This is a genomic window from Pseudoroseomonas cervicalis ATCC 49957 (genome assembly GCF_000164635.1).
Taxonomy (GTDB): domain Bacteria; phylum Pseudomonadota; class Alphaproteobacteria; order Acetobacterales; family Acetobacteraceae; genus Pseudoroseomonas; species Pseudoroseomonas cervicalis.
This window is the reverse complement of sequence record NZ_GG770777.1, coordinates 1,593,522-1,605,241: the sequence shown is the minus strand read 5'-3', so window position 1 is coordinate 1,605,241 and position 11,720 is coordinate 1,593,522. Positions and strand designations below refer to the sequence as shown.

Sequence of the window (11,720 nt, the reverse complement as noted above, 5' to 3'; positions counted from 1 at the left end):
CCGACCCGGCCGGCGGCTACGCGCTGCGCCTGCCCCAGGGCGGCGTGCGCATCCTGCCGCCCGAGGCGCTGGCCGCCGTGCTGCCGGGGGTCGAGGCGCCCACGCTGCCCTTCCTGGCCGGCTATGTGATCCGCACCGATGACGGCAATGCCGCGATCCGCGCCCGCCTCGGCGAAGCGCTGCGGCCGGTGCCCGGCGGGCTGATGGTGCCGCCCGCTTTGGCCGGCGGCGCCGCTTTGGTCTTCGCCGCATGAGCGCCGGCCGCCACAGCGTGGCGCCGCAGGCCGCCGCCATCGGCCGCTCGCTGCGCACCTACTATGCCGAGGGGCGGGCGGCGCGGCTGGACGCCTTCCTGGGCCGCTTCCTGGCCCCGGGCGAACTCGGCTTCGACATCGGCGCGCATGTCGGCGACCGCACGGCGAGCTTCCGGCGGCTGGGCGCCCGCGCCGTGGCGGTGGAGCCGCAGCCGCGCCTGGCCCGGCTGCTGCGCCTGCTGTTCCGCGCCGATGCCGGGGTGAGCGTGGTGCACAGCCTGTGCGGCAGCCAGAAGGGCACGGGGCGGCTGCACCTGAACTCCGCCAACCCGACCGTCGCCACCGCCTCGGAAGCCTTCATCAAGGCCGCCGCCGCGGCCGAGGGCTGGCGCGGGGAGGTGTGGGACGGCGCCGTGTCGCTGCCCGTCACCACGCTCGACGCGCTGGCCGACGCGCAGGGCGTGCCGGATTTCATCAAGCTGGATGTCGAGGGCTACGAGGCCTCGGTGCTGGCCGGGCTGTCGAAGCCGGTGCGCGCGCTCTCCTTCGAGTTCACCACGCTGCAGCGGCGCGTGGCGCTGGACGCGCTGCGCATGCTGGAGGGGCTCGGCGACTACAGCTTCAATGCTTGCGTGGGCGAGGAGCACCGCTTCGCGCTGCCCGCCCCGGTGCATGCCGGCACCCTGGCGCGCTGGCTGGAGGCGCTGCCGGATTCGGTGAATTCCGGCGATGTCTATGCCTCGCTCGAGCCGCCCCGCGTCACCGCCTGAGCCGCGCCGCGCCGCGCTCCCCCCCGCGCCCGCAGCGGCGCCGCCGCACCGGACATCCCCAGGCCTCCCCGCATGACCCTGCACGCCTTCCTCGAGCACCTGGCCTTCGCGGCGCTGCTGGCGCTGCTCTCCGCCGCGCTGGTGCGGCTGATGATCGCCTTCCCGATCCTCGACCACCCGGACCACCGCAAGGCGCATGCGCGGCCGACGCCGAAGGGCGGCGGGGTCGGCATCGTCTGCGCCTTCATCGTCGGCATGATCGTGCTCTATCAGGTGGCGCAGTTCGCCCGCATGGCGGAGCACCGCTTCATCGGCGTGATCCTGGCGGCGGTGGCGATCGGCATCGTCGCGCTGCTCGACGACATGCGGGATTTCCGCTTCGTGGTGAAGCTGGGCGCGCAGGCGCTGGCGGCGCTGGTGGCGATCGCCAGCGGGCTGGTGATCGAGCGGCTGGCGCTGCCGGTGGTCGGCATCGTGCCGCTCGGCCTGTTCGGCGTGGCGCTGACGCTGTTCTGGATCGTCGCCTGCACCAACGCGGTGAACTTCATGGACGGGCTGGACGGGCTGGTCGGCGGCACGCTGCTGATCACCTGCGCCGGGCTCGGGGTGATCGCGGTGCAGGAGGGCGGCTGGTTCATCTACGCCGCCTGCCTGATCATGGGCGCCGGCATTGTGGGCTTCCTGCCCTTCAACCTGGCGAAGCCGGCGCGCATCTTCATGGGCGATGTCGGCAGCCAGTTCCTGGGCTTCATGCTGGCGGTGCTGGGGGTTGCGGCGGCGCGGCTCGACGTGGCGCAGCTTTCCTTCCTGCTGGTGCCGCTGCTGCTCTTCGCCATCCTGTTCGACACCGGCTTCACCATCCTGCGCCGCGCCTGCATGGGCGAGCGGATCAGCGCGCCGCACCGCACCCACCTGTTCCAGATGGCGCAGCGCAGCGGCCTCCCCGCCCGCCGCGTCGCCGCCATCCATTGGGGCTTTTCCCTGTTCCAGGTGGCGCTGGCGCTGCTGTTCCTGCGGCTGCCGCCGGCGCTGAAGCCGCTGATCGTGCTGCCGCCGCTGGCGGTGCAGCTGCTCTGGCTGGGCTATGTGGTGCTGCGGGCGCGCCGCGCCGGGCTCAGCTGGAAGGCGGGGTGATCACTTCCATCCGCATCATGCCGGCTTCGCCCACCCATTGCTCGGAGCGCCAGATGCCGCCCGTGGCGGGGTCGGCCCAGTAGCGGTTGGTGAAGCCGGGGGTGCCGGCGCCGTGGCAGCGCTCGCTCAGCAGCAGGGCGTCGCCCTGCGGCGCGGCGCTGAGGCGGCAGTTCAGCGCCACGCCGAAGCGCATCCCCTCGGGCTGGCGGCGGCTGTCCATCAGGTCGAGCTGCCGGCGCAGCGTGGCCGGGCGGGCGGCGAGCGAGAGCGGTTCCTCCAGCGGGTCCGGCCCGTCCAGCCGGCTGGCGGCGATCCATTGCCGCAGCCCGGCGGTGGCGGTGATGCGCGCCCCCTCGGTCGCCACCACCACCCCGCCCTGGCTGCGCCACAGCCGCGTCTCGCCATTCTGCTGGATCAGCAGGGCGATGGCGCTGCCGCCGGGCCAGGACAGGCGCAGGCTGGGCGTGTCGTCCTCGCTGGCGGCGAGTTCGGGCAGCGGCTCGGCGCGTTCCTCGCGCGGTGGCGCCGTGCCCCAGGGCAGCGCGGCACAACCGGCCAGCAGCAGCAGCAGTGGAAGGGTTTTTATCACGTCTCCGTTATAAATATGGCGCCCCTTCGCCACCAGCCCCCTGAAGGCGGGTGCAGGGGACTCTGTCCCCTGCTGGGGGAGTTTGAGGGGGCGAAGCCCCCTCAAGGCCCGGCCCGTGCCTGGCGCCGCCCGGCCGGGGCTTGCGCCAGCAGCAACACGACGGCGAGGCCGATGCCGATCCAGTGCGGTGCCGGGATCGCCGCCGGCAGCAGGGCGGGGAAGACCATCAGCAGCCCGGCCAGCAGGAAGCCCACCCGCTCCAGGGGGCGCAGGGCGCGGCGGGCCATGCCCTGGCAGCCGGCGGCCAGCGCCGCCAGCCCGGCCGCGGCCAGGAAGACCTGCCAGGCGACGTCGCCCCAGCCCATGCCGGGGGCGAAGGCGAGCAGCAGCCCCACCCCTTCCGGGTCGGTGACGAAGACGAAGGGCAGGACGAAGGCCGGCAAGGTGTATTTCCAGGCCTGCAGCGTGGTGCGGTAGGGCCCGGCCCCGGTGATCGCCGCCGCGGCGAAGGGCGAGAGCGCGGTCGGCGGCGAAACTTCGGAGAGCACGGCGTAGTAGAAGACGAACATGTGCGCGGCGTAGTCCGGCACGCCGAGCTTCATCAGCGCGGGCGCGGCGACGACGGCGGAGATGATGTAGCTGGCGGTGACCGGCACGGCGAGGCCGACGATCCAGACGATCAGCGCCGTGTAGAGGGCGGTCACCACCAGGCTGCCGCCGGCCGCCTGGATGGCGATCTCGGAGAATTTCAGCCCGAGCCCGGTCAGGGTGATGCAGCCGACGATGATGCCGGCCGAGGCGCAGGTGGCGGCGATGCCCACCGCCTGGATGGCGCCGCCGGCCAGGGCCTGGATCAGCCGCGCGGGCGTCATCGCCGTCTCCTGCCGCAGCCAGGACAGCACCACGGCGACCAGCATGGCGTAGAGCACGGCGAGCGTCGCGCTGTAGCCCAGCGCCATGAAGACGATGATCGCCACCAGTGAGGAGAAGTGGAAGCCGTAGCGCCGGGCGAGCTGCCCGGCCGGCGTCACCGCCATGGATTCGGCCGGGCCGGCGGGGCCGAGGCGGCGCTGGTCCAGCTCCACCATGAAGAGCAGCGAGGCGTAGTAGAGCAGGGTCGGGATCACCGCCATGCGCAGCACGTCGAGATAGCCGATCTTGAGGTATTCGGCGATCAGGAAGGCCGCCGCCCCCAGCACCGGGGGCGAGATGATGGCGCCCAGGCCGCCCGCCGCCAGCAGCCCGCCGGCATCGTCGGCGCGGTAGCCGACGCGCTTCATCATCGGCCAGGCGACGGTGCCGAGCGTGACGGTGGTGGCGACACCCGAGCCCGAGGGGCCGCCCAGCAGGAAGGAGGAGAGCACCACGGTGCGCCCGGCGCTGGAGGGCCGCCCGCCGGTCAGCGCGAAGCTGAAATCGACGAAGAACTTGCCCGCGCCGCTGGCCTGCAGGATGGCGCCATACAGGGTGAACAGGATGATCAGCGTGGCCGAGACATCGACCGCCGTGCCGTAGATGCCCTCCAGCGTGATGGTCAGGTGCGGGATCAGCCGCGCCGCGTCATAGCCGCGATGCGCCCAGGGCGGCGGCAGGTGGTTGCCGTAGAAGGCGTAGAGCAGGAAGGCCAGCGCCACCGCCGGCATGATCCAGCCGGTGGCGCGGCGCGTCGCCTCCAGCACCAGCGCCACCAGCAGCCAGCCCACCACCAGGTCCATCGGCTCGGGGAAGACGTAGCGGTCCAGCAGGTCGTCGCCGCCGGCGATCAGGTACCAGGTGCAGTAGAGCCCCGCCGCCAGCAGCGCCACGTCCCACAGCATCAGCCGGTTGCGGAAGCGGCGCGCGGCGGGGAACAGCACGAAGGCCAGGGCGAGCGCGAAGCCCACATGCACGAAGCGCAGCGTGGTGGTGGGCACGATGTCCCAGGCGGCCCAGAGGTGGAACAGGCTCATCGCCACGGCCAGGCCGGTCACCGCATGGCCGAGCCAGCCGGTGAAGCGGTGCTGGACGCCCTCCTCCTCCTCGATCAGCGCCTCGACCCGGGCGGCGGTGGCCTGGTCCAGCGCGCCCTCGGGGATCTCGGGCGGCAGCATGTGGCCGGTGGTGTGCAGCGGCCGGGCCGGATGGGCCTCCGGCCCCGGCGAGGGACGGGTCATGCCAGCTTCGCGCCGCGGGCGGTCCAGAAGGCCTCGGCGGCGCGGTGCCAGGGGATGCCGGCGGCGGCGCTCTTCTGCGCCTCCAGGGTGAAGTTGCGCCCCTCGGCATGCACCTGCGCCAGCTCCTGCCGCCCGTCCCAGGCGGTGCGCAGCAGCTCCTCCACCTGGGCGTCGGCCATGTCCTCGCGCACCGCCAGGATGTTGGCCACCGACATCTGCCGGTTCGGCGCCGACTGGCCGGGATAGGTGCCGGGCGCGATCACCTCGGGGAAATAGACCGGGCCGTATTTCTCGACGATCCTCGGGATGAACTGGTCATGGTCGATCAGCAGGATCTGCACGCCGGGCGAGGCGCCGAGATCGGTTATGGCGCTGGTCGGCACGCCGGAGACGAAGAAATAGGCGTCGAGCTTGCCATCCTTGACGGCATTGGTGCTCTCCGCCGGGGAGAGCCGCTCGCGGGCGCGGAAATCCTTGTCGCGGTCGAGGCCGGCGGCCTCGATCAGGCGGAAGGCCATCACCTCGGTGGCGCTGCCCGGCGCGCCGGTGGAGACGCGCTTGCCGCGCATGCCCTCGATCGTGGTGATGCCGCTGGCCGCCGTGGTCACCACCTGCATGCGGTTGGTGTAGAGCACGGCGATGGCGCGCGCCGGCACGGGGCGGCCGCGGAAGCGCTCCAGCCCGCGCACCGCGTCCACCGCCGCATCCACCTGGGAGAAGGCGACATCCGCCCGCCCGGCGCCCAGCAGCTGGAGGTTGGCGACCGAGCCGCCGGTGACCTCCACCGTCGCCGAGAGGCCGGCGACCTGGCGGGAGAGCAGATTGGCCAGCCCGCCCCCCAGCGGATAGTAGACGCCGCCCGTGGTGCCGGTGGCGATCGAGAGCTGCCGCGCCTGGGCGCGGGCGGCGGCGGGGATGAGGGCGGGCAGGGAAAGCGTGGCGAGCAGGCCGCGCCGCGTCAGGCCGAACATGGAACCTCCCAGTTTTTCATTCTTGGACCGGAAGCTTAGACCGTGCCGGCCGGGCTGCGGAAGCGCGGCGTGGGGCGGCGGTTTTTTTTGCTTTCACCAGCGGAGTTGATGCGGATCAAGGTTTGCGCGGCCCGCCGCGGGCAGAGTGGCCTCACCCCAGAGGAGGCGACCATGAGCCCGCTGACCGCCAAGGACCTGATGACCCCCGATGTCGTCACCGTGCCGCCGGAGACGCCGGTCCTGGCCATCGCCCAGCTGCTGGCCGATCGCGGCATCTCCGCCGTGCCGGTGCTGGCCGCCGATGGCGCGGTGCTCGGCATCGTCACCGAGGCCGACCTGATCCGCCGCCTGGCCGGGCACGACCAGCCGATGAGCCTGATGCGCCAGCTCTTCGCCGATCTCGACCGCATGGCCGAGCGCTATGCCAGCACCCATGGCGCGACGGCCGCCGATGTGATGACCATCGGCGCCATCTCGGTCGAGCCCGCCACCCCGGTCTCGGCCATCGCCGAGCTGATGGAGCAGAAGCATATCCGCCGCGTGCTGGTGGTGGAGCAGGGCCGCCTGCGCGGGGTGGTCAGCCGGGCCGACCTGCTGCGCGCCCTGGTGGCGCCGCCGGTCGAGGCGGGCGACTACTCCGATGAGCGGCTGCGCCGCGCCGTGCTGGCCGCGATCAAGCGCGAGCCCTGGGCGGAGACCTTCTTCACCCTGGTCGACGTCAAGGACGGCATCGTCGAGCTGCACGGCTTCAGCCGCAGCCCCGCCGTGCAGCGCGGCCTGAAGGTGCTGGCCGAACAGATTCCCGGCGTGAAGGGCGTGGTCGACAAGACCCAGCCCCTGCCGACCCATCTCTTCGCCGCGGCCTGACGGTCGCGGCGAGAGCGGGGAGGCCGGGGGGAAGGGGCATCCTCCCGGTCTCGCCATCCCGTTCGCGGCCCGGACCTGCCGAACTCCCGCCAGGCAGGCCGGGCCGCCACGGGCCCTCCCGGGGGTTTCCGGGGACCAGCGCGGCGCCGGGGGCGGCAAGGCCCCGGCGCCTTTTCCATGCCCGCCGGCTCAGCGCCCGGCGAAGACCGGGCGGCGCTTCTCCAGGAAGGCCTGCACGGCGTTGCGGAAATCCTCGGTCTCGGTGTAGCGGCCGGCCTGCGCCAGCGTCTCGGCCGGGATGGGCAGCGGGCCACGCAGCGCGCGCAGCGCCTGCTTGTGGAAGCGGTTGGACAAAGGCGCGCCCTCGCAGATCCTGGCCGCCAGCGCCTCGGCCTCGGCGAAGACCTGGGCATCAGGCACGCAGCGGTTCAGCAGGCCGAGCGACTTCGCCTCCGCCCCCTCCAGCACCCGCCCCTCGATCAGCAGCTCGCAGGCCACCGGATAACCGACGATGCCGAGCAGCAGGTCCAGCGCCGCATGCGGATACCAGATGCCGAGCTTGCGGGCCGGGATGCCGATTCGCGCGCCCTCGCCACCCACGCGGAAATCGCAGGCGGTGGCCAGCGCCGCGCCGCCGCCCATGCACCAGCCGGCGATGGCGGCGACCACGGGGTGGCGGCAATCGCGGATGGCGGCGATGGCGCCACCCAGGCCCCCGGCATAGCGCTCGTCCTTCGCCCGCCCGCCATGGTCCTGGCCGAAGCGGCCGATATCGGCGCCGGCGCAGAACGCCTCCTCCCCCGCGCCGCGCAGGATGACGCAGCCCAGGGAATCATCGGCCGAGAGATCGGTGAAGATCTCCGCCATCGCCTCCCACATCGGCAGGTCGAGGCAGTTGCGTTTCTCGATTCGGTCGATCACCACCGTGGCGACCGGACCCGTGCGGCTGACGCGCAGATGGGGGTTCGGCATGGTGGCGGAACGGTGCGGGCGCGGCGCCGCCCTGTCAATCGCCGCGCCGCGCAACCGGGCGCGAGGCCGCAACCCCGGCGGGGGCGGCCGGGTTCTCCTGCCGACAGAAGTGGAGGACCCCATGCACAGCGACCGCAACGAGGACGAGATGCGCATGAAGGTGCGCGAGATGATCTCGGGCATCGGCACCGCCATCATGACCACGATCGACGAGCAGGGGCGCCTGCGCGGCCGCCCGATGCGCGGCATCGGCCCCGACCAGGATGGCCGCACCCTGTGGTTCTTCACCCGCATGGACAGCCCGAAAGTGGCCGAGCTGAAGGCCGATTCGCGCGTGCTGCTCGGCTATGCCGATGTGAAGAGCCAGGACTATGTCGCGCTCTCCGGGCGCGCCCGCATCGTCACCGACGCGGCCAAGAAAAAGGAGCTCTGGGCCGAGCCGATGCGCACCTGGCTGCCGGAAGGGCCGGAAGGCGCGGATGTCGGGCTGATCGCGGTCGAGATCGAGGGCGCGGAATACTGGGATGGCGTGTCGTCCACCCTGCGCTTCGCCTTCGGCTACGCCAAGGCGCTCGCCACCGGCGAGCCGGCGCATACCGGCGAGAACGCCAAGGTGGCGTTCCGCTAAGACAGATTGAGGGGGCTTTGCCCCCTCAAACTCCCCCAGCAGGGGACAGGGTCCCCTGCACCCGCCTTTAGCGGGTCGGCTTCGGCGGGGTCACCGCGTAATCATAGAAGCCCTTGCCCGCCTTGCGGCCAAGCCAGCCGGCCTCGACATACTTCACCAGCAGCGGCGAGGGGCGGTACTTGCTGTCGCCCATGCCCTCATGCAGCACCCGCATGATCGCCAGGCAGGTGTCGAGGCCGATGAAATCGCCCAGCTCCAGCGGCCCCATCGGGTGGTTGGCACCGAGCTTCATGGCGGCGTCGATCGAGCGCACATCGCCCACCCCCTCCTGCAGCGCCTGCACCGCCTCGTTGATCATCGGGATCAGCACGCGGTTGACGATGAAGGCCGGGTAGTCCTGCGCGACCGCCGTGGTCTTGCCCATGCGCTCGGCCAGGGCGGCGACGGCGGCGAAGGTCTCCTCCGAGGTCGCGATGCCGCGGATGATCTCCACCAGCTTCATCACCGGCACCGGGTTCATGAAGTGCATGCCGATGAAGCGTTCCGGCCGGTCGGTCGCCGCCGCCAGACGGGTGATGGGGATGGAGGAGGTGTTGGAGGCCAGGATCGCCTCCGGCTTCAGCAGCGCCGAGACCGACTTGAAGATGGCGAGCTTGGTCTCCTCGCGCTCCGTCGCCGCCTCGATGACGATGTCGCAGGCGTCGAGCGCCGCCATCTCGGTCCCGGTGGTGATCCGGCCCAGCGCCGCGTCCTTGGCCGCCGCGTCCAGCCCGCCCTTGGCCACCTGCCGGTCCATGTTCTTGGCGATGGTGGCCAGGGCCTTTTCCAGCGCCGCCGGGTTCACATCGACCAGCACCACGGGCAGCCCGGCGAGGGCCGCGACATGGGCGATGCCATTGCCCATCTGCCCGGCGCCGATGACGCCGACCGACTGGATATCCGCCACGAGATCTCTCCTGGAAGGGGGCGCCAAACTGAAGGCGGGGTCCGGGGGGACCCTGTCCCCCCGGCCTTACTTTCTTACTTCCCCAGCTCGCCTTCGAGCTCGGGCAGGATCTTGAACAGGTCGCCGACCAGGCCGTAATCGGCCACCTGGAAGATCGGCGCCTCTTCGTCCTTGTTGATGGCGACGATGACCTTGCTGTCCTTCATCCCGGCCAGGTGCTGGATGGCGCCCGAGATGCCGACGGCGATGTAGAGTTCCGGCGCGACGATCTTGCCGGTCTGCCCCACCTGGTGGTCATTGGGCGCATAGCCCGCATCGACCGCGGCGCGGGAGGCGCCGACGGCGGCGCCGAGCTTGTCGGCCACCCGCTCGATGATGGCGAAGTTCTCGGCCGAGCCGAGGGCGCGGCCGCCGGAGACGACGATGCGGGCGGCGGTCAGCTCCGGGCGTTCGCTCTGCGCGATCTCGGCGCCGACGAAGCTGGAGATGGCCGGGTCGGCGGCGCCGGGCGCCGGCTCGATGGCGGCCGAGCCGCCCTCGGCCGCGACCGGGTCGAAGGAGGCGGCGCGCACCGTCATCACCTTCTTGGCGTCGGCCGTCTTCACGGTGGCCAGGGCGTTGCCGGCATAGATGAAGCGGCGGAAGGTGTCCGGGCTCTCGACGCCGGCGATGTCGGTGATGATCTGCACATCCAGCAGCGCGGCGGCGCGCGGCAGGATGTTCTTGCCCATGGCGCTGCCCGGGGCCAGCAGGTGGCTGTAGTTCGGCGCCAGCGCCACCAGCAGGGCGGCGGCGGGCTCGGCCAGCCCGTGCTCATAGGCCGGGCCCTCGGCGGTGATCACCTTGGTGACGCCGTCGAGCTTGGCCGCGGCGGCGGCGGCCTCGGCGCCGCCAAGCACCAGGACATGCACCTCGGCATCGATCTGCTTGGCCGCGGCGACGGTGCTGCGGGTCGGCTGGCTGACGGTCGCGCCGCTGCGGTCGGCAAGGACGAGGACGGCCATGGTCAGATCACCTTCGCTTCGGTCTTCAGCTTGGACACCAGCTCGGCCACCGAGCCCACCTTGACGCCGGCCTGGCGCTTCGGCGGCTCCTCGACCTTCAGCACGGTCAGGCGCGGGGTGACGTCGACGCCGAGATCGGCCGGCTTCATCGTCTCCAGCGGCTTTTTCCGAGCTTTCATGATGTTCGGAAGGGAGGCGTAGCGGGGTTCATTGAGGCGCAGATCGGTCGTCACGATGGCCGGCAGCTTCAGGCTGACGGTCTCGAGCCCGCCATCGACCTCGCGGGTGACCTTGGCGCTCTGCCCGTCCAGCTCGACCTTGCTGGCGAAGGTGCCCTGGGCCCAGCCGAGCAGCGCGGCCAGCGCCTGGCCGGTGGCGTTCATGTCGTCGTCGATCGCCTGCTTGCCCATGATGACGAGGCCGGGCTGCTCGCGCTCGACCACCGCCTTCAGCAGCTTGGCGACGCCGAGAGGCTCGCAGCCCTCGGCCTCGATCAGGATGCCGCGATCGGCGCCCATGGCGAGCGCGGTGCGCAGCTGTTCCTGCGCCTGGGCCGGGCCGATGGAGACGGCGACGATCTCGGTGGCCGCGCCCTTCTCCTTCAGGCGGACCGCTTCCTCGACCGCGATCTCGTCGAAGGGGTTCATCGACATCTTGACGTTGGCGGTCTCGACGCCGGTGCCGTCCGCCTTGACGCGGACCTTCACATTGTAATCCACCACCCGCTTGACGGGGACGAGGAGCTTCATCGCCTGGCCGTGTCCTGCTTTTTTCGGTTCCGGTCCGGGGCGGCCCTGGCATGGCCCGCCCCGCTGCCCCGCGAGGGGCATTGTGCAGTTGCGGTGGCGAGCCTAGGCGCGCCGGGATGCGGAGGCAAGGTGAGGGGGCTCAGCCCCGGCCCATGCTCAGCATCAGCAGGACGAACAGCAGCAGGGCCAGGCCCTGCAGCCCGACGCGCCAGCGCATCAGCGTGTTGGAGCGGGCGCCGTTGTCGTCGCCGCGCACCAGCCCGAGCATGCCGGCCAGCATGACGCCCAGCGTGCCGAACATGGCCAGGCCGAGCAGGATGGAGAGGAAGGTCTGCATGGTCGCCAGTTAGCGCGGTTTGGCCGCCCCGCAAGCCGGGCGGGGGGCGGGCGGGCGGCAAGATGGCCATTGTTTCATCTTCTGGACGGGCCGGCAGGGTGCCGGTGACGCGGCGTTGCAAAAGAGGGGCTTGACCATGCGGGGGCGGCTGGGCTTCCGCTGCGCGCCATGCGCTTCCTGCCCCTCCTGCTGCTGGTGCTGAGCTGGAGCCTGCCGGCTTTCGCCCAGACCTCCCCCGCCAATGGCGCCGCCCCCGCCGCCCAGGCTGCCCCGCTGCCAGCCGGGGAGGCGCAGCGCCTGCTCGGCCTGCTGCGGGACGACGCCCGCCGCGCCGAGCTGCTGCGCA

At 71.9% G+C, this 11,720-nt stretch carries 12 protein-coding genes and 1 pseudogene; 5 read left to right on the top strand and 8 right to left on the bottom strand.

The annotated features are described in order from the left end of the window. From HMPREF0731_RS24105 to HMPREF0731_RS06910, 3 genes and pseudogenes are all read left to right on the top strand, one after another. Positions 1–254 (top strand): annotated as a pseudogene (locus HMPREF0731_RS24105) (VOC family protein); the annotation flags it as partial. After that, positions 251–1,024 (top strand): FkbM family methyltransferase, encoded by a 774-nt coding sequence (locus tag HMPREF0731_RS06915; protein WP_007003344.1) that lies wholly within the window; start codon positions 251–253, stop codon positions 1,022–1,024. The pseudogene HMPREF0731_RS24105 and the gene HMPREF0731_RS06915, both read left to right, overlap by 4 nt. Before the next feature lie 72 nt (positions 1,025–1,096). Continuing rightward, positions 1,097–2,158, top strand: coding sequence for a glycosyltransferase family 4 protein (locus tag HMPREF0731_RS06910; RefSeq protein WP_007003343.1), 1,062 nt, complete (start codon positions 1,097–1,099; stop codon positions 2,156–2,158). Here the strand turns inward: HMPREF0731_RS06910 and HMPREF0731_RS06905 are convergent. The 3 genes from HMPREF0731_RS06905 to HMPREF0731_RS06895 form a co-directional block, all read right to left on the bottom strand. Beyond that, entirely contained in the window at positions 2,139–2,747 is a 609-nt protein-coding gene (locus HMPREF0731_RS06905; RefSeq protein WP_007003342.1) for a YjbF family lipoprotein, read from the bottom strand. The genes HMPREF0731_RS06910 and HMPREF0731_RS06905 overlap by 20 nt on opposite strands. A gap of 101 nt (positions 2,748–2,848) precedes the next feature. Further along, complete coding sequence (locus tag HMPREF0731_RS06900) at positions 2,849–4,900, bottom strand: TRAP transporter permease (RefSeq protein WP_007003341.1); 2,052 nt, start codon at positions 4,898–4,900, stop codon at positions 2,849–2,851. Then, positions 4,897–5,871 carry a TAXI family TRAP transporter solute-binding subunit gene (locus HMPREF0731_RS06895; protein WP_007003340.1) on the bottom strand — a complete coding sequence of 325 codons (975 nt, stop codon included), beginning with the start codon at positions 5,869–5,871 and terminating at the stop codon, positions 4,897–4,899. Before HMPREF0731_RS06895 ends, HMPREF0731_RS06900 begins: the two co-directional genes overlap by 4 nt. A gap of 171 nt (positions 5,872–6,042) precedes the next feature. On the opposite strand from HMPREF0731_RS06895, the gene HMPREF0731_RS26345 reads away from it, so the two are divergent. Next, the gene (locus HMPREF0731_RS26345; RefSeq protein WP_281015345.1) at positions 6,043–6,738 is read left to right on the top strand and encodes a CBS domain-containing protein; all 696 of its coding nucleotides are present in this window, start codon (positions 6,043–6,045) and stop codon (positions 6,736–6,738) included. Positions 6,739–6,927: 189 nt separating this feature from the next. Here the strand turns inward: HMPREF0731_RS26345 and HMPREF0731_RS06885 are convergent, their stop codons facing one another. Next, the gene (locus tag HMPREF0731_RS06885; RefSeq protein ID WP_040612000.1) at positions 6,928–7,710 is read right to left on the bottom strand and encodes an enoyl-CoA hydratase/isomerase family protein; all 783 of its coding nucleotides are present in this window, start codon (positions 7,708–7,710) and stop codon (positions 6,928–6,930) included. Between the two features lie 121 nt (positions 7,711–7,831). Between HMPREF0731_RS06885 and HMPREF0731_RS06880 the strand changes: the two genes are divergently transcribed. After that, positions 7,832–8,338, top strand: coding sequence for a pyridoxamine 5'-phosphate oxidase family protein (locus tag HMPREF0731_RS06880; protein ID WP_040611998.1), 507 nt, complete (start codon positions 7,832–7,834; stop codon positions 8,336–8,338). Positions 8,339–8,405: 67 nt separating this feature from the next. On the opposite strand, the gene HMPREF0731_RS06875 is transcribed toward HMPREF0731_RS06880, so the two are convergent. From HMPREF0731_RS06875 to HMPREF0731_RS06860, 4 genes are all read right to left on the bottom strand, one after another. Then, the gene (locus HMPREF0731_RS06875) at positions 8,406–9,284 is read right to left on the bottom strand and encodes a 3-hydroxybutyryl-CoA dehydrogenase (protein WP_007003336.1); all 879 of its coding nucleotides are present in this window, start codon (positions 9,282–9,284) and stop codon (positions 8,406–8,408) included. A 74-nt stretch (positions 9,285–9,358) separates the two neighbouring features. Then, a complete protein-coding gene (locus HMPREF0731_RS06870; protein WP_007003335.1) occupies positions 9,359–10,288 on the bottom strand; it encodes an electron transfer flavoprotein subunit alpha/FixB family protein in 930 nt (309 codons plus the stop codon). Positions 10,289–10,290: 2 nt separating this feature from the next. Then, positions 10,291–11,037: an electron transfer flavoprotein subunit beta/FixA family protein gene (locus HMPREF0731_RS06865; protein WP_007003334.1), complete on the bottom strand. Its 747-nt coding sequence runs from the start codon at positions 11,035–11,037 to the stop codon at positions 10,291–10,293. Positions 11,038–11,176: 139 nt separating this feature from the next. Next, positions 11,177–11,374, bottom strand: a complete 198-nt coding sequence (locus HMPREF0731_RS06860) for a twin transmembrane helix small protein (protein ID WP_007003333.1) — start codon at positions 11,372–11,374, stop codon at positions 11,177–11,179. Positions 11,375–11,720 lie beyond the last annotated feature (346 nt).

Coding starts and splice junctions, on each gene's coding strand:
- HMPREF0731_RS06915 (WP_007003344.1), top strand. CDS start 251: ATGAGCGCCGGCCGCCACAGCGTGGCGCCGCAGGCCGCCGCCATCGGC.
- HMPREF0731_RS06910 (WP_007003343.1), top strand. CDS start 1,097: ATGACCCTGCACGCCTTCCTCGAGCACCTGGCCTTCGCGGCGCTGCTG.
- HMPREF0731_RS06900 (WP_007003341.1), bottom strand. CDS start 4,900: ATGACCCGTCCCTCGCCGGGGCCGGAGGCCCATCCGGCCCGGCCGCTG.
- HMPREF0731_RS06895 (WP_007003340.1), bottom strand. CDS start 5,871: ATGTTCGGCCTGACGCGGCGCGGCCTGCTCGCCACGCTTTCCCTGCCC.
- HMPREF0731_RS26345 (WP_281015345.1), top strand. CDS start 6,043: ATGAGCCCGCTGACCGCCAAGGACCTGATGACCCCCGATGTCGTCACC.
- HMPREF0731_RS06885 (WP_040612000.1), bottom strand. CDS start 7,710: ATGCCGAACCCCCATCTGCGCGTCAGCCGCACGGGTCCGGTCGCCACG.
- HMPREF0731_RS06880 (WP_040611998.1), top strand. CDS start 7,832: ATGCACAGCGACCGCAACGAGGACGAGATGCGCATGAAGGTGCGCGAG.
- HMPREF0731_RS06870 (WP_007003335.1), bottom strand. CDS start 10,288: ATGGCCGTCCTCGTCCTTGCCGACCGCAGCGGCGCGACCGTCAGCCAG.
- HMPREF0731_RS06865 (WP_007003334.1), bottom strand. CDS start 11,037: ATGAAGCTCCTCGTCCCCGTCAAGCGGGTGGTGGATTACAATGTGAAG.
- HMPREF0731_RS06860 (WP_007003333.1), bottom strand. CDS start 11,374: ATGCAGACCTTCCTCTCCATCCTGCTCGGCCTGGCCATGTTCGGCACG.